This window comes from Nocardia sp. NPDC055050 (genome assembly GCF_053608345.1).
The window spans coordinates 124,075-147,513 of the sequence record NZ_JBSGVG010000015.1 but is presented as its reverse complement, the minus strand read 5'-3'; the positions used below and the strand labels follow the sequence as shown (position 1 = coordinate 147,513).

The 23,439-nt window shown below is 67.3% G+C and carries 22 protein-coding genes and 1 riboswitch; of the genes, 7 read left to right on the top strand and 15 right to left on the bottom strand.

Annotated elements, in window-relative coordinates; translation table 11 throughout:
• Positions 1 to 116 precede the first annotated feature (116 nt).
• The 13 genes from ACWGCN_RS18420 to ACWGCN_RS18360 all read right to left on the bottom strand — a co-directional run bounded on the left by ACWGCN_RS18420 (position 117) and on the right by ACWGCN_RS18360 (position 12,984).
• Positions 117 to 953: a mycofactocin-coupled SDR family oxidoreductase gene (locus tag ACWGCN_RS18420; RefSeq protein ID WP_067444693.1), complete on the bottom strand. Its 837-nt coding sequence runs from the start codon at positions 951 to 953 to the stop codon at positions 117 to 119.
• A 30-nt stretch (positions 954 to 983) separates the two neighbouring features.
• Positions 984 to 2,261, bottom strand: a complete 1,278-nt coding sequence (locus ACWGCN_RS18415; protein ID WP_452457989.1) for a cytochrome P450 — start codon at positions 2,259 to 2,261, stop codon at positions 984 to 986.
• A 128-nt stretch (positions 2,262 to 2,389) separates the two neighbouring features.
• Positions 2,390 to 3,001, bottom strand: a complete 612-nt coding sequence (locus ACWGCN_RS18410) for a hypothetical protein (protein WP_452457988.1) — start codon at positions 2,999 to 3,001, stop codon at positions 2,390 to 2,392.
• Positions 3,002 to 3,046: 45 nt separating this feature from the next.
• Positions 3,047 to 4,333 carry an MlaD family protein gene (locus ACWGCN_RS18405; protein WP_452457987.1) on the bottom strand — a complete coding sequence of 429 codons (1,287 nt, stop codon included), beginning with the start codon at positions 4,331 to 4,333 and terminating at the stop codon, positions 3,047 to 3,049.
• Positions 4,330 to 5,436, bottom strand: a complete 1,107-nt coding sequence (locus ACWGCN_RS18400; protein WP_452457986.1) for an MlaD family protein — start codon at positions 5,434 to 5,436, stop codon at positions 4,330 to 4,332. Before ACWGCN_RS18400 ends, ACWGCN_RS18405 begins: the two co-directional genes overlap by 4 nt.
• Positions 5,433 to 6,536, bottom strand: coding sequence for an MCE family protein (locus ACWGCN_RS18395; protein WP_067444684.1), 1,104 nt, complete (start codon positions 6,534 to 6,536; stop codon positions 5,433 to 5,435). Before ACWGCN_RS18395 ends, ACWGCN_RS18400 begins: the two co-directional genes overlap by 4 nt.
• Positions 6,533 to 7,543, bottom strand: coding sequence for an MCE family protein (locus ACWGCN_RS18390; protein ID WP_452457985.1), 1,011 nt, complete (start codon positions 7,541 to 7,543; stop codon positions 6,533 to 6,535). Before ACWGCN_RS18390 ends, ACWGCN_RS18395 begins: the two co-directional genes overlap by 4 nt.
• A 4-nt stretch (positions 7,544 to 7,547) precedes the next feature.
• Positions 7,548 to 8,585 carry an MlaD family protein gene (locus ACWGCN_RS18385; RefSeq protein ID WP_452457984.1) on the bottom strand — a complete coding sequence of 346 codons (1,038 nt, stop codon included), beginning with the start codon at positions 8,583 to 8,585 and terminating at the stop codon, positions 7,548 to 7,550.
• On the bottom strand, positions 8,582 to 9,847 hold the full coding sequence (locus ACWGCN_RS18380; RefSeq protein ID WP_452457983.1) for an MlaD family protein: 1,266 nt from the start codon (positions 9,845 to 9,847) through the stop codon (positions 8,582 to 8,584). The genes ACWGCN_RS18385 and ACWGCN_RS18380 overlap by 4 nt, the downstream gene beginning before the upstream one ends.
• On the bottom strand, positions 9,848 to 10,702 hold the full coding sequence (locus ACWGCN_RS18375) for an ABC transporter permease (RefSeq protein ID WP_378990283.1): 855 nt from the start codon (positions 10,700 to 10,702) through the stop codon (positions 9,848 to 9,850).
• Positions 10,702 to 11,532 (bottom strand): MlaE family ABC transporter permease, encoded by an 831-nt coding sequence (locus ACWGCN_RS18370; RefSeq protein WP_378990285.1) that lies wholly within the window; start codon positions 11,530 to 11,532, stop codon positions 10,702 to 10,704. Before ACWGCN_RS18370 ends, ACWGCN_RS18375 begins: the two co-directional genes overlap by 1 nt.
• Before the next feature lie 2 nt (positions 11,533 to 11,534).
• Positions 11,535 to 12,029, bottom strand: coding sequence for a hypothetical protein (locus ACWGCN_RS18365; protein ID WP_378990427.1), 495 nt, complete (start codon positions 12,027 to 12,029; stop codon positions 11,535 to 11,537).
• A gap of 301 nt (positions 12,030 to 12,330) precedes the next feature.
• Positions 12,331 to 12,984, bottom strand: a complete 654-nt coding sequence (locus ACWGCN_RS18360; protein ID WP_378990286.1) for a TetR family transcriptional regulator — start codon at positions 12,982 to 12,984, stop codon at positions 12,331 to 12,333.
• Positions 12,985 to 13,243: 259 nt separating this feature from the next.
• Between ACWGCN_RS18360 and ACWGCN_RS18355 the strand changes: the two genes are divergently transcribed.
• Both ACWGCN_RS18355 and ACWGCN_RS18350 read left to right on the top strand, forming a co-directional pair.
• Positions 13,244 to 14,356 carry a GGDEF domain-containing protein gene (locus tag ACWGCN_RS18355; RefSeq protein ID WP_378990287.1) on the top strand — a complete coding sequence of 371 codons (1,113 nt, stop codon included), beginning with the start codon at positions 13,244 to 13,246 and terminating at the stop codon, positions 14,354 to 14,356.
• A gap of 69 nt (positions 14,357 to 14,425) precedes the next feature.
• Complete coding sequence (locus ACWGCN_RS18350; protein ID WP_452457990.1) at positions 14,426 to 15,343, top strand: LLM class F420-dependent oxidoreductase; 918 nt, start codon at positions 14,426 to 14,428, stop codon at positions 15,341 to 15,343.
• A gap of 13 nt (positions 15,344 to 15,356) precedes the next feature.
• On the opposite strand, the gene ACWGCN_RS18345 is transcribed toward ACWGCN_RS18350, so the two are convergent.
• Complete coding sequence (locus ACWGCN_RS18345) at positions 15,357 to 16,571, bottom strand: acyl-CoA dehydrogenase family protein (RefSeq protein ID WP_452457982.1); 1,215 nt, start codon at positions 16,569 to 16,571, stop codon at positions 15,357 to 15,359.
• A gap of 135 nt (positions 16,572 to 16,706) precedes the next feature.
• Positions 16,707 to 17,504 carry an SDR family NAD(P)-dependent oxidoreductase gene (locus ACWGCN_RS18340; protein WP_379317775.1) on the bottom strand — a complete coding sequence of 266 codons (798 nt, stop codon included), beginning with the start codon at positions 17,502 to 17,504 and terminating at the stop codon, positions 16,707 to 16,709.
• 99 nt (positions 17,505 to 17,603) lie between these two features.
• Positions 17,604 to 17,716: riboswitch (cobalamin riboswitch) on the top strand.
• A 106-nt stretch (positions 17,717 to 17,822) separates the two neighbouring features.
• Between ACWGCN_RS18340 and ACWGCN_RS18335 the strand changes: the two genes are divergently transcribed.
• From ACWGCN_RS18335 to ACWGCN_RS18315, 5 genes are read left to right on the top strand one after another with little or no spacing between them, the layout of a single operon-like run.
• Complete coding sequence (locus ACWGCN_RS18335) at positions 17,823 to 19,343, top strand: ABC transporter substrate-binding protein (protein ID WP_452457981.1); 1,521 nt, start codon at positions 17,823 to 17,825, stop codon at positions 19,341 to 19,343.
• Positions 19,340 to 20,101, top strand: a complete 762-nt coding sequence (locus ACWGCN_RS18330) for a class I SAM-dependent methyltransferase (RefSeq protein ID WP_452457980.1) — start codon at positions 19,340 to 19,342, stop codon at positions 20,099 to 20,101. The genes ACWGCN_RS18335 and ACWGCN_RS18330 overlap by 4 nt, the downstream gene beginning before the upstream one ends.
• A gap of 11 nt (positions 20,102 to 20,112) precedes the next feature.
• Complete coding sequence (locus tag ACWGCN_RS18325) at positions 20,113 to 21,078, top strand: ABC transporter permease (RefSeq protein ID WP_452457979.1); 966 nt, start codon at positions 20,113 to 20,115, stop codon at positions 21,076 to 21,078.
• The gene (locus ACWGCN_RS18320) at positions 21,075 to 21,896 is read left to right on the top strand and encodes an ABC transporter permease (protein ID WP_452457978.1); all 822 of its coding nucleotides are present in this window, start codon (positions 21,075 to 21,077) and stop codon (positions 21,894 to 21,896) included. Before ACWGCN_RS18325 ends, ACWGCN_RS18320 begins: the two co-directional genes overlap by 4 nt.
• Positions 21,889 to 23,421, top strand: a complete 1,533-nt coding sequence (locus tag ACWGCN_RS18315; RefSeq protein WP_452457977.1) for an ABC transporter ATP-binding protein — start codon at positions 21,889 to 21,891, stop codon at positions 23,419 to 23,421. Before ACWGCN_RS18320 ends, ACWGCN_RS18315 begins: the two co-directional genes overlap by 8 nt.
• Positions 23,422 to 23,439: the final 18 nt, after the last annotated feature.

Genomic DNA, 23,439 nt, shown 5'->3' with positions numbered 1-23,439 from the left:
GCGCACAGGGATGGGCCCTCACTTTTGGCCCCGTCGACCGACACCCTCTTGACCGTGCTCCGCTTTGGTTTTTTCGGGGGGTCGCGCCGACCACCCCGGTCGGCGCGACGGGGTGATTACTTGAGCATTCCGCCCGCGTCGATCGGCAGGGGCACGCCGGTGACGTAGCGAGCCTCGTCGGAGGCCAGATACAGCACCGCGTTGCTGACATCCTCGGGCTCGATCCAGGCCACCGGCAGGGTGTGGAACAACCGGGCGATCGGCTCGAGGTCGGCGGGGCCGGGGCTCTCCAGATCCGGACGGAACAGCTTGTAGGTGCCCTCGTTCATCACCATGGGCGTGTTCACGTGCGTCGGGTGGACCGAGTTCACCCGGATGGAGTGCTGCGCCAGTTCCACCGCGAAGGTCCGCATGAGTCCGACGACACCGTGCTTGGCCGCGACATAGTGGCCGATATTGGGGTAGGCCTTGAGCCCGCCCACCGAGCTCGTCAGGATTATCGAGCCGCCGCGCTCACCGGCGATCACATGCGGCACAGCGGCTTTCACCGATTTCCAGACGCCGCCGAGGTTGACGTCGATCATGTCGTCCCACAGGTTCTCCTGCAGATCGACCAGCGCGCCGCCCTCGTTGCCGATCCCGGCGTTGGCGACGATGATGTCGAGCCTGCCCAGTTCGGCGACCGCGCCGTCGACCGCGACCTTGAGCCCGTCGTAGTCGCGGACATCGACCTCGGCGGTGACCACGCGACGGCCCTGTGCCCGGATGAGATCGGCGGTGGTCGCCAGATCCTCCGGGGTCGACATCGCGAACGGCACGTTGTCGAGTTGCTTACAGACATCGATGGCGATGATGTCGGCGCCTTCCTGCGCCAACCGCAGCGCGTGGCTGCGGCCTTGCCCGCGCGCGGCTCCGGTGATGAACGCGACCTTGCCTTCGACCCGTCCGGTCATGATTACCTACCTCTGTCGTTGTTGTCGTGGTCAGGATTGGGGAGTGAAGCAGATGTGCAGTTCGCTGAGCCCACGCAGCAGGAAGGTGGGTTCGTACTCGTAGGTGCGCGCGTCGACCGGACCGTGCTTGTCCGCGTCGATCTCGATGTCGAGCAGCCGGTCCAGGATCCGTTCGATCGAGACCCGACCCTCGACCCGCGCGAGCGGGCCGCCCGGGCAGGTGTGCACGCCGCGGCCGAACGCGATGTGCTCACGGAAGTTGTCGCGGTCGAGACGGAACTCGTGCGGGTCCTCGAATCGGCGCGGATCGCGATTGGCCGCGCCGGGGCAGAACATCACCAGGCCGCCGGCCGGGATGTCCACCTCACCGACGGTGGTCGCGCGGCGAGCGAGCCGGAACCCGCTCTTGACCGGTGCGTCCATCCGCAGAGTTTCCTCGATGAAGTTCGGGATCAAGGTGCGGTCCTCGCGCAATCGCTGCTGCACGTCGGGGTGATCGCCCATGAACCGCACCGCCGCGCCCAGCACCTTGGCCGTGGTCTCCTGCCCCGCGGCGAACAAGAAGGTCGCCGACCGCGCCACATCGAGGACCTCCGGCGTGGTGCCGTCCGGATACTTCGCCAGCGCCAACGACGTCAGTACGTCGTCGCGTGGCTCGTTGCGGCGATCGGTGATGTAGGAGACGAATTTCTCGTCCAGCCAGGCCAACGGGTTGCTCGAGAGCGCTTCGTTGTCGATCGCACCGGGTCGGGCACCCGGCTGGGGCGCGCCGAGCACGACACGGAATTGCTGGTGATCGACTTCGGGAACGCCGAGCATATCCGCAACGACCAAGAGCGCGAACGGCTTGGCGTACTGGGAAAGGAATTCACATTGGCCGGCCTCGACGAATTCGTCGAGCTGCTGGTCGGCCAGCCGCCACATGAATTCTTCGTTTTCTTTCAAGCGGGCGGGCGTGAGCAGACGATTCAACACCGACCGCGCGAAGGTGTGTTGCGGCGGGTCCATCGTCACCATGTGCTCGAACATCGGCAACTCGGTCCGATGCTGGTCGATGAGGTCGCTGATATCGTCGCCGACCGGCGTGAACGGCAGCGGCGGGAACGGCCCGCCGACGGCGACAGCCGAGGAGAAGATCGACGAATCCTTCAGTACCTCAGCCGATTCCTCATATCCGGTGACGGCGTACACACCGAAGTGCGGCTCCTGGGTCACCGGGCACTTCGACCGCAGATGATCGAAATAGGGATGGGGATCGGGAATCAGATCCGGGTCGGTGAAGTAGTTCACTGTATCGAAATCGGTCACGGAGAACTCCAGGTGATCGGGAAGCCGCGACAAAGACGCGCACTTCGATGGTAACAACCATATTCATTTTTGAGAACCTCATTCCCACCAGGCAGCACGGAACTCCGCGCGGTCGAGCGGGTAGAGGATTAGGGCAGGTAGACCCGGCTGGCCAGCCAGCGTCCGTTGACGAGTTCCATCGTCATCTGGACCCGGCTGTGGTCGACGCGCGGATCGGCGGCGGCGATATTGGTGACCGTCTGATCGATGAACAACAGCACTTCGACCTTGGTCTCGGATTTCGATTTCACCGCGGCGTCGAGCACCGTGCCGGTGCCGGTCGCCTTGTTCTCGAGCAACAGCTGGCGCAGCTGCCCGCTCGACCGGGTGTACATGTCCTTGAACTCGCCGGTCGATCCGTCCAGCACCGCCGCGAAATCACGATCGAGGTGGTTGGAGTCCACGCTGGTCAAGGTGACGGCGTAGGCCCGCGCCGCCGCGAGCCCGGCTTCGGCGGCGGCGTCGGTGTCGGACTTCTCGTCGAGTTTCCAGCCGAGGAAGCCGGCCACCACCAGCGCTGCCACGGCGGCCACCACGGTGACCGGCGCGGCGATCCGGCGCGCGATCGCCCGCACCCGCTGCAGCTTCGTCGGGTCTGCGTGTTTCGGCTCTTCGGTCGGCGCCGGATCAGAATCCGCCGATGTCTTCACTACCGCCGGTTCGAGCAATTCGGTCTCGGTCTTGGTGTCCGTGTCGTTCATAGCGATTCCTAGCGTGGTGGTGTGCGGTGCGAGTCCGGAAGCCGGTCACCGAGGTACCGGCGTCGACAGATCCGGACCGGCGAAGGTGAGCGGGAGGGTCCATGGTCCGAGCGGAGTCGGGATCGCCTGTGTCGCGGTCGCCTGTCCCGGCGGCGGCGGACCGGGGACACGCGAACCCGGCGGGCGCGGTGCGTTGCGCGCACCGCGGATGAGGACCGACGGGTCCTCGTTCGGGCAGTAGGTGTAGAGGTAGGGCTCGGGGAAGTCCGGCTGCGACGGTGAATGTCGCGGCAGGTTGTAATCGCAGGAGTAGCGGGGGTACAGATTCACCAGCCCCCAGAGGCCGCCGTCGTGGAATGCCGCGGTGAGGTTGCCCAGCGTCGAGCCCGCGCGCTCGGTCGGGAAGAAGAACTCACGCAGGGCAGGCACTCGCGAGTTCGCCATGTCGGCCACCGTGGTGAGATTGCCGAGCAGGTCGACCACGCCGGGAGAGTTCTGGTCCAGCACCTCGTCCAGCGCACCGAGCGTGCCCGGTGCCGCGCCGAGCAGATCGACGAATCCGCCCGACTTCGCCTCCACGCCCGACATCACTCGTGCCGCGTCACCGGCGAATTCACCCAGTCCCGGCGAGGCGGTGGCCGCGGTGCTCAGCACCGTCCGGCTGTCGCGCAGGAGCCCGACCGTTTGGGGCAGCACCGAATCCAAGGTGGAGACGAGAAAGATGCCACCGTCGATGATGTCGGAGAGCTTGCGCGGGCCCTGCTCGCTCACCCCGAGTTCCTTGACGATCGCCGCCAGCCGCGCCGGATCCACCTGTGCGAGCGTGGTATCCAGCTGCGCGAGGGTCTGCCACAGCGGCACCGGCGTCGAAGTCCGCTCCACCTCGATCTCGGCGCCGTCGGCCAGGTAGGGGCCGTCGTCGTCGACGGGGCGGAAATCGAGGTACTGCTCGCCTGCCAGCGACAGGCTCGCGACCCGGACCGCGCCACCGACGGGCACCCGGGCCTGCGCGTCGATCGCCGCGGTGGCCACCAATCCGGTCGAGGTCAACTCGATCGCGGTGACCTCACCGATCGGGACGCCGCGCAAGGTGACATTCTGCCCGGTCAACAGCCCACCGGACTGTGCGAGGTGCACCCGGACGGTCATGGTGGCCGCCGTGGGGTCGACGCCGAGGGCGCCGAACAGCAGATACGCGATGCCGACGATCAGGGTCAGCACCAGCGCGCCGCTGGACAGGATGGACCGGAACCGGCCACCGAGCACAGCCGCGCCGACCACGACGCGCGCGGGCACGCCGAGCACGAGCCGAAATCGCTGCGCAGGTGTCATCGGCCCGCTCCCGTCACGCGCTGCTGCAGTTTGAGCAGGGTGTAGGTCAGGGTGCCGACGAGAGCCTGCCAGTCGCTCGCGTCCGGTATCCGGCTACCCGGATCACCGGGATGCGCAGGATCGGGCACCGCCCCGATCGTCACGTCCTGCAGATCGGCGTTCACGTGCGCCGAGGTGCCGTTGGTGATCTTGATGATCGGTCCGAGAATCGAATTCATCGCCGCGAGACTGGCATTGGGATCGGTCGAGGCCGCGTTGAGCCCGGCGGAGAGCCGGTTGACGTCGGCGACCATGCCCGCGGCGGACCCGTCGATGGCAGGGAACTTCGCCAGTTCCCGACTGATCTGATCGACCTGCCGGATCAGCGTCAACGCCTGCTGGGAACTGTCGGTGGCGGCCGTGAGCGCCGGTCCCGCGACGTCGGCCAACTCGCCGAGCGGGCGACGCTGCTCCTGCAATTGCCGGGTGAGCTGGTCGACTTCGACGAGTGCGGTGCGGATATCGGCCGATCGCGCGGCCAGTGCCTGCACCACTCTGGTCGATCTGTCCAGCAGCGCGGCGAGATTCGCGCCTCGGTCGCCGACGGCGTGTCCGAGGCCGTTGACGATATTGGTCAGGTTCCGGATCACCCCACCGTTGACCAGCAGCGACGCGGTGGTGAGCAGCTCCTCGATGGTGGCCGCGGCCTGGGTGGCCGACAGCGCGATGGTGTCGCCGTCGTGCAGCACCGGCCCGCCGGGAGCGGCGGCGTCGGGCGGAGTGAGCGCCACAAAGACATCGCCGAGTGGTGTGGCGGTGCGTAATTCGGCCCGGGTGCCCACCGGCAGGGCCACCCCCGGCTGAATGCGCATCGTGACCACGGCGGTGTAGTCGCGTGCCGACATCCGCGCGACCTCGCCCACGTCGGCGCCGAGCACCCGCACCTTCGCCTGCTCGGGCAGGTTCAGCGCATTGGCGAAGCCGGCGTGGATCGTATAGCCGCCGTCGCCGACGCCGGGCGCGGGCAACGGCAGATCACCCAGACCCACCGCGCAGCCGGGCACGGTGGCCAGCACCACCCCGGCCAGCAGCAGGGTCGACGCGGACCGATATCGCTGCCTCATCGTGGCAACCTCGACATCGCCTCTAGCATGTCGGTGATGCCGAAGTCCGGCCCGAAATCCTGCAATGTTCCTGTGCTGCAACCGAGTTGGCGTAGCCCCAGCACGTTGCACACCTCCTTCACCAGTTGGCCGTCGAAGAAGACCTTGTCCAGCAGCGCGTGCACCCGGACGCCGCGGTAGTCGACGTCGATGGCGTTGTAGGCGTTGTTCAGCAACAGCGGTGTCACGTCGATGAACTCGGCGATCTCCTCGCGGTAGTCCGCGAGCGCGTGGGTGACGGTGCCCGCGTTGGTCACCGTGGAGCGCAGGCTCGCACTGTTCTGGGACAGGAGGTCATCGGTCTGCTGCATGATCTGCACGATCTGCGCGCCGGTATCACCCGCGCCGATCTGGAGATCGGCCAGAACACTACTCAATTGCCCTGTCGCACTGCCGAATTCCCGGATCGTCTGGTCGTTGTCGGCCGCAGCGCGAATCAGGACCGCCAGGTGCTCGACGATGTCGGTGATCGCCTTCTGGGTCTGGGCTCCCCCGTCCTCGCCGAGCCGCAGGGCACCGGACAGTTCGTTCATCGTGGCCCGAAGTTCCGGACCGCTGCCCGAGGCGATCCGCGCGGACGTATCGAGCAGGCGCGCGATCGGACCGGTCTCGGGAGTCGCGCCGGCCAACTGCGCGGCCATCCCGTCGGCGGCGCCGAGCAAGCGGTCGAAGTCGATGGGGGTGCGGGTGCGGTCGAGGCCGAGCTGCGCTCCGTCGGCCAGGGTGGCGCCGCCGCGGTAGGCGGGCGTGAACTCGACGTGGCGATCGGTCAGTACCGAGGTCGAGACGGTCACCGCGGTCGCGTCCGCCGGGATGTCCACCGCGCCCTCGACCCGCATGGTGACCTCGACATGGGAACCGCGCGGGGTGATGGCGGTGACCTCACCGACCGGCATCCCGAGCACGGCCACGGCGTTGCCGACGTAGAGTCCGGCGCCGTTGTCGAATCGGGCCGTCACAGTGATGGCCGAATCCGTGTCGTTCGGGCTGCCCGCGCACCCCGCGAGCGCGCCGAGTCCGAGCACCAGCACGATCCTGGCCAGCGTGGCGAGTCGTGTCATTTGCAGTCCTGGAAGTAGGGGGCCAGCGAGACCTGGTCGGCGCGCCCGCTCAGCGCGCACATCCAGGAATCGATCAGCGGCCCCGCGGGCGCGGTGAAGTCGACCTCGTTTGCGGTGCCCGACGCGTTCGCGAAATTGCGGATGGGGACGGGCAGGATCTGCAGGATGTTGCGCAACAGGTCGTCGTGGCGGGCGAGGCTGCCGAGCAATCCGTCGAAACCGCGCAGCAGTTCGTCGATCTTGGGCCGATCCTCGACGACCAACACCCTGACCTGATCCGCCAGCCGCCGCGTCGAGTCCATCAGGGTCTGGAGCGCACCGCGCCGCGCGAGAATCTCGGTGACCAGGTCGCGGCCCTGGCCCACGATGGCCGCGAGGTCGCCCTGCTGACCGTTGACCACCGTGGTCAGCTGTTGCACGCCGGTCAGGAGCGCGCCGAGTTCGTTGCGACGGCTACCCAGCAGTGCGGCCAGCGAGCGCAGATTCCCCAGCAGCCCGGGCAGTACCGTCGGCACGCCGTCGAGTTGGTTGGCCAGCGCGTCGAGCGAGGTGGCGATACGGCCGGAGTCGATCTGTTCGAATGTCGCGGTGGCGTTGTCGAGTGCTTGCTGCAGATCGTAGGGAACGGCGGTGCGCGACAGACCGATTCGGTGATCGGCGATCTCGCCGTCACCCGCCGGGGTCAGTTCGACATAGCGGGCGCCGAGCAGGGTGGTCAGTTTGATGGCGGCGCGGGTGTCGGCGCCGAGGGCTGCGGACCGATCGACGCTCAGGGTGACCAGCACCCGGTCACCGGCCAGCCGCTGACCCGCGACCGTGCCGACCGGAACACCGGCGACGGTGACCCCGTCGCCCACGCGCAGACCGGCGGCCTGCGCGAACTCGACGTCGTAGCGCTGCTGTCCGACGCCGAGGGAGTTGAAACCCACCGCCCCGGCGACGATGGCGAGCAACAGTCCGAGCGCGATCAGCCCCAGCACGGCTTTCGAAGGCTGTTTCGATGTCATTGCCTCACCTGCAGATCGGTGATTGTTGGATGGCGCCGGTCGGCGAGGCCAGAGCGACGATGGTCGGTACCAGGGTGGCCAGCGCGGGCAGGAACGTCACGCCCATGTTGCACAGGTAGGTGTTGAGGTAGGACCCCTCCTGGCTCGCCCTGGCGAGCCCCTTCAGCAGCGCGGGCAGGTTGAAGCCCAGGTAGGCGAAACTGTCCTTGTTCTGCTCGAAGTGCTTCGTGAATCCTGGTTCGCGCGTGAGGAATTCGTTCAGCTGTGGCCGCACGTCCTCGACGACGGTGGCCAGGCGCCCGGTCACCGACGCGACGGTCGTCAACGACCCCATCAGCTCGTCACGGTGACGCGAGAGTCCGTCGATGATCGAGCGCGACTGGGCGAGCAGGGTGCTCACCGTACCGCTGTGCGCCGCCAAGTCGCCCACCACCTGGCTCAGGTTCGTGATCACCGCCCCGAGCACCTGATCCGGTCCGGCGACGGACTCGGCCAGGGTGGAGACCTGCGCGATCAGCAGCACCAGCGAGGTGTTGTCGCCCTGGAGCGCGGTGATCAGCGCTCCGGTCACATTGTCGACCTGCTGCGGATCCAGCCCACCGAACAGGGGCTCGAACCCGTTGAGCAGCACCGAGATATCGAACGAGGGTTCGGTGTGCTCGAGCGGGATCGTGCCACCGGGCGCCACCTCCTGCGGTTGCCCGAAGTCGGCCAGGGAAAGGCCGAGATAGCGCTGGCCGATGACATTCTGATAGGTGATCGAGGCTTTCGTATTCCCGAACACCTTCTGTTGTTCCTCGACCCGGAACCGCACCTCGGCGCGATTGCCGACCAGCGCGATCCCGTCGACGCGACCCACCCGCACCCCGGCCATCCGCACATCGTCACCGGCGCGCAGGCCCGTGACATCGCTGAAGATCGCGGAGTACGTTCTCGCCGAGCCGTCCACCCCGCGGTGCAGCGTCACGAAGGTGACCCAGATCAGTCCGAGGGACACGACCAGGAACAGGCTCAGCCCGATCAGTGATCGACGAAAACTCATCGGCCGCCGCCCACCGGGAGCGGACTGTCGGAGAGCAGTTGCGCCAGTACCGATTCCGCGGCGTTGGCCTCTCCGCCCAGAATCCGGCGGATCAGGTCCTGCAGTTCCGGCGCCAGCTGGGGTACCGAATACGACCGCGGATTCATACTGGGTGACAACTCCTGCTGGGGGATCGAGTCCGGTGCGGTGGTGCAACTCGGCGCGGCCAGCTGGCCGTATCGGGGACAGTCCGCGCGGGTGTAGGCGGTGTGCGGGCTCAACCGGAACTGGAATTTGCCGGTACCCATCTGGGTGTCGGAGTTCCAGAACTCGGCGAACCACAGATCCGAGATCGTTTTGATCCGGACCACGATCGGTGCGAAACTGCCGGCTCCCTCGCCCAATACATCGAGGACCGGCACCAGATCATTCGTCACTGTGACGATCTGATCGGTATGTCGAGCCAGCCCGCCGCCTACCTTGGACAGGGTGTTGTTGCCCGCGGACAGCAGGTTCATCAGTTCGCCCTCGCGTTCGGCGACCGTGCGCAGCGGAAGTACCGCCGAATGCAGGGCATCGAGCAGGTCCGGGGCCGCCGCGTTGAGCCCGTGCACCGCCTCGGCCATCGCGCCCAGGGTCGAGGGCCCACCATCGGGCGCGAGTAGCGCATCGAATTCCCTGGTGATCCGGTCGAGTTGCCCACCGGCGCGCACGATGTCGTCACCCCGCCGATCCGTGGCCGCGGCCACCGCGGCGAGCATTCCGACTGTGGTGTCGGACCCGACCCGCCCCGTACTCGCGATGATCTCGCGCAACTTGGTCAACGCGGTCTGCAACTGCACCGTCGCGAGGCTGCGGTCCTGGACGATCTCGGTGTCGGCGGTCAGCCCGGGGCCGGGCCCGTTGTCCACCAACTGGACCGAGGACACGGCGAAGACGTTGCTCGGCACCACCCGCGCGGTCACCGTGCGCGGCACTTTCCCGGCGTACACCGGGTCGAGCAGCAATGTCACCCGATTCGGACCGCCGTTGTCGGCGAGCGCCACCGTGGACACCGCGCCGATCAGCAGACCACGAAACTTCACGTCGGATCGGGCGGGCAGACCATCGCCGAGCTGATCCAGCATGGCGATCACTTCCACCTTGTCGTCGAAGCGGCCCGTCGACTTCATCAACAGTGCCGTGACCATGGCTACGGTCAGCACGATCAACACCACGCCACGCAGCACCAGCGAGAATGCGCCGGGACCTCGCCCATCCTTCTCAAACGGAGTCGCCGGCATCTACCCTCCCAGCCGAGCGCTGGAACCGATGCCCCAAAGACCAACGGTCAGCAGCAGATTGACCACGATCATCACCGAGATGGACGCGCGCATCGCCCGGCCCGCGGCCGTGCCGACGCCCTGGGGCCCGCCTGCGGCGTAGAAGCCGTAGTAGCACTGGATCGTCGAGGTGAGGATCACGAACAGAATCGCCTTGATCAGCGAGTACACGATGTCGGGGCCGTTGAGCACCAACTGGAAGTAGTGCTGATAGGTGCCCGCCGACAGACCGCCGGACAGACCGACCACTATTTCCACCGCCAGGTAGTTGGCCGCCAGACAGACCAGGTACAGCGGGAACATCGCGACCACCGACGCGAGGATCCTGGTACTGACCAGATACGGAACCGCGCGAATGGCCATCGCCTCCATCGCCTCGATCTCCTCGGCGATCCCCATCGCACCGAGTTGCGCGGTGAACCGGCACCCAGCCTGGGCGGCGAAAGCCAGCGAAGCCATGATGGGCGCCAATTCCCTGGTCGAGGCGGTCGAGGCGATCAACCCGACGGTGGGCTCCATGCCAAGCAGGTGCAGTGCGTTGTAGCCCTCCAGACCCACGATCGCACCGCCCGCCGCGCCGAGCACGATGATCACGCCCGCGGTGCCGCCGCCGACGACGATCGAACCGTTTCCCCAGGTGATGTCGGACAGGATGCGCAGAAATTCCTTGCGGTAGTGCCGCAGCATCACCGGAATCGAGAACAGGGCTCGAATCAAGAACGTCCCCATATGGCCGACCCGCATCGCCCCCGCGGCCAGCCGGACCGCGGCCCTGTGCACCGGCCGCACCCCCGGCGGGTAGTACTGCGCGGCCATTACAGCCCCTGCCGTGGCAGCAAGATCATGTACAGCTGGGTGAATGCGACGTTCACGATCATCAGCAGCAGGATCGAGGAAACCACTGTCGAGTTGACCGAATTCGCCACGCCCGCCGGACCGCCCTTGGTGGTCAGCCCTTTCTCGCAGGCGACCACGGCGACGATCGCCCCGTAGACAACAGCTTTGATCATGGTCAGCACCAGATCGTCCACCGTCGCGAAGGACGAAAACGTCGCGACGAAACTTCCCGGCGCCCCGCCCTGAACGAAGACATTGAACAAGTAGCCCGCGAGAAAGCCGACGAAGCAGACGATTCCCGTCAGCGACACCCCGATCAGTACCCCGGCCGCCAGCCGGGGGACGACCAGGCGGCGGATCACCGAGACACCCATGATCTCCATGGCGTCCAGTTCGTCGCGGATCTTGCGCGACCCGAGATCCGCACAGATCGCCGAGCCGACCGCCGAAGCCATCAGCAGCGCCGCGACCATCGGCGCCCCCTGCCGGATCACCGCGAGCCCGCTGGCCGCACCGGCGAGCGAGGTCGCTCCGACCTGCCCGGCCAGCAACCCGAACTGGATGGACAGCGTCACTCCGATCGGCAGGGCGACAAAGATCGTCGGCAAGGCCGCCGACGACGCCATGAACGCGGCCTGTCGGACGAACTCCTGGAACGCGAATCGACCGGTGACCGTGTCGATGGCGAGAAAGCGCACAGCGCGCATGCCGAGGACGAATTGGCCACCGACCGTTTCCAAGGCGGCAATCGGGTGTCGGCGCAGATAGCCGCGCGCCCACTCGGCTATCTCACGATCGGCCGTTGCCATGGTCAACTCGCGGAGACCAATCCAGCAGTGGTCCGTGACGCGCTGACACGGAACATCTCGGTGGGGCCGACTTCTTCGGCGGGGAATCCCGCCGTAGCCAAGGCGCAGGCTTTGAACGCGCGCGCGGCCCGGCTGACGCGATGGTGGGTGATCTTCACTCGATCCGCCAGTTCGGCCGGAAGGGCATCGCCCCACAGCGACAGCTCGGCCGAACGGTGGTCGAGACAGTCCAGAATGCCATCGCGCACACGACAGTCCGCGACCATCTGGGTGGGTACAGCCACCGCATGCGGCCAGGTGTCGTGTTTCGGGGCCGCCAGCGACTGTTCGATATCGAGCACAGTGGCACCGAGGATCTGCAACGGGCGCACGTCGGAGTGGTCGTCGACGAGCACGGTCACTTCCCACCCGGCGGTTGTTCGATCGAAGAGCCAACCTCCCGCGTAGCGAACAACTTCCACGGCATTCGGCGCGACGATGGCCAGGCGATATCGCAGCGGATGCCGGCGGGCGTGGGCTCTCCAGTGGGCGGAATCAACGAATTGTGCGGCCATGTGCTTCCCATCCAAACTTCGAATCTGAAGATCTCGACAGGTGCGCCCCACGCCCGGAATTCGATCGCTCGGAGCCCCTGCCGACCACACGGTAATCCGGTTACTCAGCATGTGACAGCAGTCTCATCCAAGTAACTAGTGATCTACGTCACATTGATTTGCCCTTGACGTACAACCCTGAAATTCGCTTTACCGCAGGTCATTCGGGTTGTTCGAGCCGTCGGCCGGCGGGATCCGTCCGTGCCTAGCGGGCGGGCCCGTAAGGACCAGCCAACGAGGGATACACGAGCGGCGACGAGCCTTCCTCGCCCTCGGCCACCCGAACGCGCGCCGCCTCGGCCACGCTGCCACTGGTCAATCGGTCGATCGCACGCTCGAGCATGGGCAGGATCTCGGTCACATCGAGATCCTTGTCGACGAATCGACCGGTCAACGCGTAGATCAAATTGGTGACGATCAGTCCGACGTCCTCGACATAGTCGCGATCGTAGCCATCGAACAACATCGCGGCGACCGGCAGCACGGCGCTCACACCCTGTGCGTCCAATTGCCGACCACCGATGCCGCTGCGCGCGCGATGGTAGGCCTCGAGCATTCTGGGATTGCGTTCCCACGGTTCGAAGACGTGCCGGATGACGCGGACCAACCCGTCGCGCAGCGATTCACCCGGAACAGGCAACTCCAGTTCGGCATAGCTGTTGATCGCCATCCACCGAGTGACAGCGGCGACCATCAACTCGTCACGGGTGGCGAACTTCTTGTATACCGTCGCGAGCGAAACCTGGGCCCGACGCGCGACCTCCTTGAGCTGCAGATCGTCGTACCCATCCGACATCAACATCTCCATCACGACGTCGATGATCCGGACCGAGGAGTCCGTTTCCGGTGACCGTTTCACTCCACCACGGTATCGCCGCTGGTCGACTGACCTACTCCCGGGCCGACCGTCTCGACTCCGCAGACCTGGCGCTCTTCATCGATGAGCCGACGCCGATCGTGATGGCACCACCGCCGCGGGCAACCCGGCGGCGGGACCGAACCGGCGGGATTCCGCGACGCTCCGACCTAGACTACTGCCGATCAGCGGGTGGGTTTTCCGGAATTCTCACACGCGCAACCAACAGATAGGCGATGCGGTCGAGACCAAGGGTGAGTCGATGTACAACGGCAAGACGCTGCGGGACTGGTGGCACGATCCTGTCGACTACCGATGGCTCGTCCGCACGCTGGCCGCCAGGTCGGCGCTGGTTCCGCTGAAGATCCTGATCGGCCTCGCGGGAGCCGCGATCGCGGTGATGGGCGCGGTGATCGCGGGAACACCCGTGGGACCGCCCGGCCATCCCGGCCTCGCTTCGACCATCGGAGTGCTGTCGGGAACCCTGTGGGCGGCGCGCTGGTGGCTGCTGACCTGGCCGAGCAGGACCGAGTCGCTGATCCTGATCGCCTGCGCCGATGTGCTGTTCACGGTGGAATTCCTCCAGTTGCAGGATCGACTGTTCGGGGCGATGGGCACCGTCCTGCTCCTCGGCACCGGCAGCTACCTGAGCTTTTTCCACAGCGCCAAAGCACTGGCCGTGCATTCGGTGTGGTCGCTGCTCTCGGTGGTGGTGTTCTCGGTGCGGATCGCCACCGGCGGCGGGAGCATCGAACTCGCCCTCGCGGTCGCATTGCTACTCGCGTCGGTGGTCAGCGCGGTGCCCGCGTTCCAGCTGCTCTATTCGTTGCTGCGCACCGAGTCGCAGTCGGACCCGCTCACCGACCTGCTGAACCGCCGCGGTCTCGAGAATCGGCTACAACAGCTGATGGACCGCAATCCCGCGATGTGTGTCATCTGCTTCGACCTCGACCGGTTCAAGAGCGTCAACGACACCTGGGGCCACCGCATCGGCGACATCGTCTTGATGCGCACCGCCCGGCGGCTGCGCGATGCCGCCGGGGAGATGGCGGTCGTGGCGCGGACGGGCGGGGAGGAATTCGTGGTGGCTGCCCCGATCTCCGCGGCCGCCGCGCGCAGGGAAGCCGAACGGCTGTGCCGAGTGGTCGCCGAACCGCCGGAAACCACGGTGGCTGTCACCGCGAGCGTCGGTGTGGCGATTTTCGACGCGACGATCTGTCCACGCTGCCCCTGCCCGACCGCGGACCGACTGCTGCAATCCGCCGACGCGGCGATGTACCGGGCCAAGCAGTCCGGCGGGAACCTGGTGGTGGTGGACGAACTCAGCCCGCCGCCGGACCACCGCCACCCGGACGACCCGGACAACAGCCGGTAGCGCCGATCGTTGCCCGGCGATCAGGCCGCCGCCGCGCCGGACCTGTTCACATCGGGCACGATGGTGATCATGGACCTCCGCATCTTCACCGAACCCCAGCAGGGCGCCGATTACGACACGTTGCTGTCGGTGGCCCGCGCCGCCGAGGAGCTCGAATTCGACGCGTTCTTCCGTTCCGACCACTACCTCGCGATGGGCGATGCCTCGGGCCTGCCCGGCCCCACCGATGCCTGGATCACCCTGGCCGGGCTGGCCAGGGACACCTCCCGCATCCGGCTGGGCACCCTGGTCACCGCCGCCACCTTCCGGCTGCCGGGGCCGCTGGCCATCCAGATCGCCCAGGTGGATCAGATGTCGAACGGGCGGGTCGAACTCGGTCTCGGCAGCGGCTGGTTCGCCGCCGAACACGCCGCGTACGGAATCCCGTTCCCGGACAACAGGTTCGGCCTGCTCGAAGAGCAACTGGCCGTCATCACCGGACTGTGGGACACCAAGCCGGGGGCGACGTTCAGCTTCGAGGGCGCCCACTATCAGCTCACCGACTCCCCCGCCCTGCCCAAGCCCGTGCAAGACCCGGTGCCCGTGATCATCGGCGGCAACGGCAAGGTCCGCACCCCGCGCCTGGCGGCCCGCTATGCCAGCGAGTTCAACATGCCGTTCGCCTCGATCGCCGACAGCGCCGCCCAGTTCGACCGCGTGCGCGCCGCGGTGCGCGCGGCCGGGCGCACCGACGAACTGATCTACTCCAACGCCCTGGTCGCCTGCGTCGGGCGCACCGACGCCGAGGTAGCGCGCCGGGCCGCCGCGATCGGCCGCGAGGTGGACGAACTGAAGAGCAACGGCCTGGCAGGCTCCCCCGCCGAGGTCGTCGACAAGATCGCCCGCTACCGCGAGATCGGCGCGAGCCGGATCTACCTCCAGATCCTCGATCTCGCCGATCTCGATCACCTGGAACTCATTGCCGCCGAGGTGCAATCGCAGCTCTGAGAGCGATATCCGGTCAGGGAAGCAGACCCAGCGCGGTGCGGCCGACCACGTCGAGGATCGCGTCGGTGTTGGGAGGATGGAGTTGTCCGGTGCGGACGTCGCGGTAGAGGCGTTCGAGTTCGTTGCGGCGACTGACCGACGACGCGCCGACCACCTGCACCGCGGTGTCGACGACGTTCTTGGCTGTCCTGGTGGCGAATTCCTTCGCCGAGAACAGACGCGGAACCGCCCACACGCCGAGCTCGACGCCGACGTCCGCGTCCCGGGTCGCCGTCTCGAGCAGTGCGTACGCGGCGTCGAGCTGGATTTCGGCTTCGGCGATCTGGCGTTGTACCGCCGGTTTGCCGGCGTGGGCCTCGACACCGGGGACCAGCGAGGAGCGGGTGCCGGCGTGCAGGATCGCGACATCGAGCGCCCGCCGGGCGATCCCGAAGTAGACATTGGCCAGCAGCGGCAGGTACCAGCCGAGGATGCCGTTGATCAGCGGGGGGTAGGCACCGCCGGGCCCGTGCGTTCCCGCGAGCGTCCCGGCTTCGGCACGGGCGTTGTCGAAGATCGTGTCGTCGCTGCGGGTCGCCCGCACGCCGAGGGTGTCCCAGGTTTCCTCGGTGCGCACCCCCGGCTGGTCGCGGGCGACGAACAGGTGCACGATGCGCGGGTCGGCGGGGTCGGAGTCGTCACGGGCGTGGATACCCACCGAGGTCCACACCGGGCCCAGCGAGGTGAAGGTCTTGCGGCCGTCGACGCGGTAGGAGCCGTCGGGCAGGCGCCGGGCGCTCACCACCGAATCATCCAGTCCCACATCGTTTCCGCGTTCACCGTGACCGGCCGCGAACACCTCACCGTCGCGAACCGCGGCGAGCAACCAGCTGAAGTCCTCGGCACCGGAGACGGTCAGCGCGGCAGCGGGCCCGGTCCAGTACAGGTGCATGTTCACCGCGAGCGCGGTCGCGGGCGCCCAATACGCCAATTGCCTTTGCTCCCTGGACAATTCGCTGAGCGACAGGCCCCGGCCACCGTACTGCGGCGGCAGCGCGGCGCGCAGGTACCCGGCCTCGCGCAGTTCCTCGAAATCCTCGGTGAAGAAGGCGTTTTCAGCGTCGTAACCGGCCGCGCGGGCGTGGAACCGGTGGTAGTCCTCGGTGCTGAAGAAGGCGCTCGGCGCGGCGACCGCCGAGAGCGGGGAGGTGCTGCTGGCAACGACGGTGGGTGTGACGGTGCTGGTCATCGCTGGTCTCCCGGGTTCGCCTCGGCGGCGAGATCGATGGCTTGCGCGAATCGGCGCGACTCCGAATGTGGCAAGTATCGCGGGCCGACCGGGCCGCGGTGAAGCAATAGAATCGGCCCGATCACATCCCGAACGTCAGTAGAAGACCGGCCCGGGAACGCCACCCCCGGCCGCGATGGCATCACCGGTGATGGCGATGCTGCGTGGCGAGGCCAGGAACGTCACCACATCGGCGACCTCACCCGCGTCGATGATCCGGCGAATCGAATTCTTGACCAACTCTGATTCCAGCTCGGCCACGTCGCCACCGTCTTGCTCGACCTGGCGGGTGAGCCGTTCGGTGAGCCGTTCGGTGCGGGTAAGGCCCGGGTGCACGACTGTCACATTCACCCCGTGCGGCCCCAGCTCGTCGGCGAGGTTCTTGGTCAACGCCGAGACGCTCACGTTGCGGATGGTCTGCCCGATCGAATTGGCCTGCCGCGCACCGAGCCCGCTGATGTTGATGATGCGACCCCACCCCTGCTCCACCAGATGGGGTGCGACAGCACGTGCGGTGCGCAGGTATCCGAGCACCTTGATCTCGACTTCCCTGCGCACGATCTCGTCGGTGGTGGCTTGCAGATCGCCGCCCGCGCCCGCGCTCCACGGTGTGGCGGCGGAGTTCACCAGGATGTCCACGCCACCGAGTTCGGCGACGGTGCGCGCGACGAGTTCTTTCACCTGCTCGTCGTCGCCGGTGTCGGTCGGTACCGCGATCACCCGTCGTCCCGATTGCCGAGCGATCTCGTCGGCGGCGGCGCGCAGCGGTTGCGCCGACCGTGCCGCGAGCACCACATCCACCCCCTCCGCCGCGAGCCCCCGCGCGATGGCCAGACCGATTCCCTTGCTCGCGCCGGTGACGATCGCCCGTTTCCCATCCAGTCCCAGATCCATGGCCCGACGCTAACAATCCCACCCGCAACGCCACACGCCCCAGCTCGAGATGATCGAAACCCGCAGCAGCCGGGGCTTCTCGCGACGTCCGGCGCACCGCGTAGGATATCGCCTGTCCGTAGGGAAGACCGGTGTGAGTCCGGGGCTGTCCCGCAACTGTGAGGCTCGTTCCCGAGCCGAAGCCAGATACCTGCGGATGAACTGTTGAAACGGTCGTGATCACGTGGGTATTGATCGATGCGCCGAACCGAGCCACACCGGTTGTGGCTTGTTTGCGCATGTCTTCGTCGCGTGTGAGCCCACGCGATAGGAGCATCCATGCAGCCGTCGAATCTGCGCCGCCGTACCTTCCTGCTCGGCGGCGCGCTCGCCGCGGGCACGGCCCTGGTCGGGTGCAACCGCTCGTCCGGGAACTCGGTCGACACCTTTACTGCCGCCTTCCAGGGCTCCGGTGCCGGTGAGGGCATCGATCCCGGTGTGAACACGCTGTTCATCGACGAGGCTCGGATGAAATCGGTCTACGACGGACTGTTCGAGATCGATGAGACGATGACCCCGATCCCGCGCCTGGCATCAGCCGCGGAGCCGAACGCCGACGGCACGCGGTGGCGCATTACCCTGCGAGACGCCGTCTGGCACAACGGGAAAGCCGTCGGCGCCGATGACGTGCTCTACACCTTCTCGAGGGTGCTCGGACCGCCGCAGCGTCGCCCGTTCATCGCCGCCTCCTCGCTCGACAAGGTCGACCTCGCCCAGAGCCGCGCGATCGATGCGCGCACGGTGGAGATCGTCTTGAAGGAGCCCTCTTTCGAGTTCCTGATCGCGTTGTCGGCCTATGGGACCAAGATCGTGCCGAACGGGGCCACCGACTTCGAGCGACCGGTGGGGACCGGGCCTTTTGTTTTCGAATCCTTCACGGCCGGTAGGGAATTCGTGGCCACCGCCAACGATCGCTACTGGGACGGCGCCCCCTCGATCCGGCGACTGCGCATCGTCAGCGCGGAGTCCGATGCCCGGCTCGCAGCGGTACAGAGCGGCGAGATCGACTACGCCGACAACCTCACCCCGTCGGCAGCACGGACCCTGCAGGGTCGGCGCGGCCTGACGCTCGCGGCGACCCCCAACAGTGGCATCTACTTCTTCGCGATGAAGACCGACCGTGCCCCGTTCGACAACCCGGATGTGCGCCGGGCGGTCATGCGGATGCTCGACCGCGACGAGCTGGTCAAGGTCGCGCTCGAGGGCAACGGCGAGGTCGGCAACGATGTGTTCGGCAAAGGCTTCCAGTACTACGCCGACCTGCCCCAACACACCTACGATCCTGACGAGGTGGGCCGGTTGCTGCGCCGCGCCGGGGTGCGTGACCTGTCGTTCGACCTGTTCACCGCGCCGGTGGCGCACGGCTTCGTGGAGTCGGCAAGGCTTTTCGCCGAACACGCGGGCCGCTGCGGCGTGAAGGTCAACGTCGTTCTCGGATCCAAGGACACCTATTACACCGACGCGCTCAACACCGGCCATCTCACGATGGGCCAGTCCGGGCCGCTGCCCGTTCCGAACCATTTCGCGTCACGACTGCTCACCGGATCGCCACAGAATCGGACGAAGTGGTCCGATGCCGAGTTCGACGCGCTCTACGTCAAGGCACAGTCGACACCCACCGTGGAAGGACGTGCGGCGATCTACCGAACGATGCACGAAATCCTGTACGACCGAGGCGGCTTCGTCTTCTTCGGCAACACCGCCTGGAACAGCGCCGCGGGCGATCGTTTTCAGCAACTGCCCGCCGCGGTACCGAACTCGCACGGCTGGGCCCGATTCGACGAGGTGAATGCTCGATGACCGGACTGGACGCGGCGACGGCGCGGTACTGGCTCGAACGCTGGGACCGCCAGCAGGAGCACTACATGCCCGATCGCGAGCAGCGATTCGAGGTGATCGGCGATATGTTGGACGAACTCGGTGACCGCGACGACTTGTTGATCGTCGATCTCGGGGTCGGTCCGGGAACCCTGTCGCAGCGGCTGCTCGACCGGTTCCCCGACGCCCGCGTTGTCGGCGTGGACGCCGATCCGCTGCTGCTCGGTCTCGCCGAACCGGCCTTGGCTTCGCCACGCTTCCGGACAGTGAACGCCGACCTGCGCACCGAGGGCTGGCTCGACGCACTGGATCTGGAGCGAGTCCCGGACGCGTTCGTCAGCACCACCGCCCTGCACTGGATGAATCGTGATCCGTTGCGTGCGCTGATCAAGACCTGCGCGCAAGCGCTGAAACCCGGCGGGTTGTTCGTCAACGGTGATCACCTGTACGAGGGCCCATCCGGGACCGGACTCGATGCTCTGGGCAAATCGTTGACCGCGCGCCGCGCCGCGCGACAAGGAACCGGGGACGCCGAGGACTGGGCGGCCTGGTGGGACGCGGTGAACCGAGCACCCGAGCTCGCCGACTTCGTGCGGGCCCGCGACGGCGGATTCGAGCACACCGTGCACGATCGCCCGACCGTGCACGACTACGTCGCCTTCGCCCGCGACGCGGGATTCGCCGAGGCCGGCATCGTCTGGCAGTACGGTGACGACCGCATCGTGGTCGGTATCCGGTAGCGTCCGTGCGCTTGTCGACCCCGTTCACCCGATTCCTGCTGCGCCGCAGCGTCATCGGGATCGGCCAGCTCGGCGTGCTGCTGGTCTTGGTGTTCGTGCTCTCATTGCTGTTGCCCGGCGATGCTGCCGACGTACAGAGCAACGACGTCCTCGGCGAGCAGCAGCGCGCGGCGGCCAGGCATCTGCTCGGCCTCGACGTCGCACCGGTCCAGCGTTTCCTGGACTGGCTGGCCGGCGCCGTGGTCGGCGACTTCGGCGTGTCCTACGCCAACGGACACCCGGTCGGTGACGTGATCGCCGGCCCGTTCCTGACCACCGCGCTGATGGCCGCGCTGGCCTTGGCGCTGCTGGTCCCTGTCGCCGTCACGGCCGGGTTCGCCGCGGGCTCGGCACCGGGATCGTGGTGTGATCGGATTGTCAGCGCCATCAGTATCGGGCTCGATTCCATTCCGGATTTCGTGCTCGCGGTCCTACTTGTCAGCTACATCGCCCTCGATCTCGACCTGCTGCCCGCCACCTTCCTCGGGACCGACCTCGATACCCTGCTCGACCGTCCGGAATACCTGGTGCTGCCGCTGATCGTGATGGTCGCTCGCGTCGCCGCTCCCCTGGTTCGGCTGGTCCGCGCCGGTGTCATCGATGTGATGGATCAGCCCTATATCGCCGCGGCCCGCCGACTCGGCGTCGGCCGGGTGTCGCTGCTGGCCCGGCATGTCGCGCCCAACGCGCTCGCGCCCGCGATGCAGGAACTCGGGCGCACCGGGGACGGACTGCTCTCCGGTGTGCTCATCGTGGAGGCGGTGTTCGTGGTGCCCGGCATCGCGTCGGCGCTCATCGGCGCCATCGGCAACCGTGACGACCCGGTCATCCTCGCGATCGTCGCGATCACCGGGGTCGTCGCCATCGCGATCAACACCGTCATCGATATCGCCGGGCAACGCATGGTGCCGGTGTCGGCCGAAGGCATCCGCCGATGACCCTGCGCCGCTGGATCTACAGCGTGCTGGTCGCGGTGCCGGTACTCGTCGCGACCGTGGGGCCGTTTCTCGCCGTGGGGGCGCCACCGCACCGTCAGTCGCCGTTCGGGCCGTCGGACTGGTCACCGTTCGGCACCGACCGGCTCGGGCGTGACGTGCTGGCCTCCGCACTCACCGGCGGACGGACATTCCTCGTCGTCGCGGCCGTGACCGTCGCCATCGCCTATCTCCTCGGGTCGCTGATCGGTGTCGCGGCCGCCGCGGCGCCACGCGCGTGGGTGGACGAGTTGCTGATGCGCCCGATGGATGTGCTGCTGTGTCTGCCCTCGTTGCTCATCATCATGGTTGCCGCGTTGCGCACCCGTGGCTCGGCCGTCGCGATCGCGTGTGCGATCGGTTTCGTGCTCGTCGCCCCGATCTCGCGGTTCGTTCGCATGACCGCCAGCGGGACTGTCCACGGTCCGGTCATGGACGCGTTGCGGATGCAAGGCGAGAGCCGCGCCTTCCGATACGGCAACTACGCGGTAGCCGAGATGTCCCGGCCGATCGCCGCCGACCTGGCCCTGCGGTTCACCGCTGCCGTGTACTTTCTGGCGTCGGCCAATTTCCTCGGCCTCGGCTTCGACACCACCTCCACCGATTGGGCGGTGTCGGTCGCGGCCAACAAGGACGCACTGACCATCGCGCCCTGGTCGGTGGCCCTGCCCGCGTTGTTGATCGTGGCGCTCATCGTCGGGGTCAATCTGCTCGCCGACGATCTGCTCGCCGACCCTCACACCCGCGCCGCGCGCCTGGCCACCCGTGACCGCGATGGCTGAGCCGCTCATCAGTGTGCGTGCACTACGGGTCACCGCGGGCCGGACCGTCCTCGTCGACGACATCGACCTCGATGTGTACGCCGGCGAGATCGTCACCCTGTTCGGTCCCTCCGGTGCCGGCAAAACCACCATCGCTACGGCGATTGCGGGCGTCGCGGTCGCGGGAACTGTTGTCGCGGGAACCATTCGGTGCCCAGGACCGCGGAGCAGCGTGCGGATCGGCTACCTGCCCCAGCATGCGGCGTCCACCCTGAACCCCGCGCGCAGAATCGGTACCGCGCTGGCCGAGCTGGAGCGGCTCCGTCGACGTCGCCGCGGGTTGCCGCGCACCGACCGGGCCACCCGGCGCCGCCACATCGCCGACGTGCTGACAGCCGCGGCGTTCGAGGTGCCCGACCACACCCTGGCCACCATGCTCGGCAAGTATCCGTTCGAGTTCTCCGGCGGCGAACGTGCCAGACTCGCGCTGGCGCAGGTGCTGATGTCGGATCCCGATGTGCTCATCGTGGATGAGCCGACGGTCGGATTGGATCCCCTCGCGCGAGCCGCCCTGCTCACCGGACTCGACCGGCTGCGTCGGACAGGCAAAGCCGTAGTGCTCGTCACCCACGACACCGTCGCCGTCGACCGGGTCAGCGACCGGACGCTGTTCGTGCGCGTGGGTCGGCTCCACGACAGCGACCGACCCGCGCCGGTGACCGCACCGCCCCGACGACGAGCGTCCGCGGTGTCACCGCCTGTTCTGCGACTGCGCGATCTCGCTGTCTCCCATCGACGTTCGCGCGTTCTGCGCGGTGTCGACCTCGATCTGCACAGCGGTGAACTCGTCGCGATGGTCGGCGTATCCGGGGCGGGCAAGTCGACGATCGGTCGTACGATCGCCGGACTGGTCGGTCCCGACAGCGGCCACGTGCTGCTCGACGGCGAACCACTGGCCCCGCTGCGCCGGCGTAGTCGCGCACAGATCGCCGCCGTTCAGTACGTGTGGCAGGAGTCGGCAGTCTCGTTCGACCCTCGGCGCACGGTTCTCGACCAGGTCGCGGCCACCGCCGTTCGGCTGCGCGGAGTCGACCGAGACACCGCCCGCCGGTACGCTCACAAGTTGCTGAACGACTTGGGTATCGATGCGCGGCAAGCACTTCGATATCCCGCGGGATTGTCCGGCGGCCAGCTTCAACGCGCCGCCCTCGCGCGAGCACTCGGCGCCGAACCCGCTGTCCTGGTGTGCGACGAGATCACCACCGCGCTCGACGCGCCGCTGACCAGCCGAATCCTGGAGTACCTCGACAGCTACCGGCATGGAACCGGCGCCGCGATTCTGATGATCACCCATGATCTGCGTACCCACCTCCACCGCGCCGACCGGATCGTGATGGTCGACGCGGGGCGCGTCATCGAGGCCGGCGCACCCGCCGAATCCTGCGCCGACCAGCCCATCCCGATCCTGTCCGGATTCCTGGCCGCCGACGAGGTCGGCCATACCCGGCGACTCCGCCGTACCAGAGGGACACCAACACCCACCTGAACACCGGAGTCCTCGCCC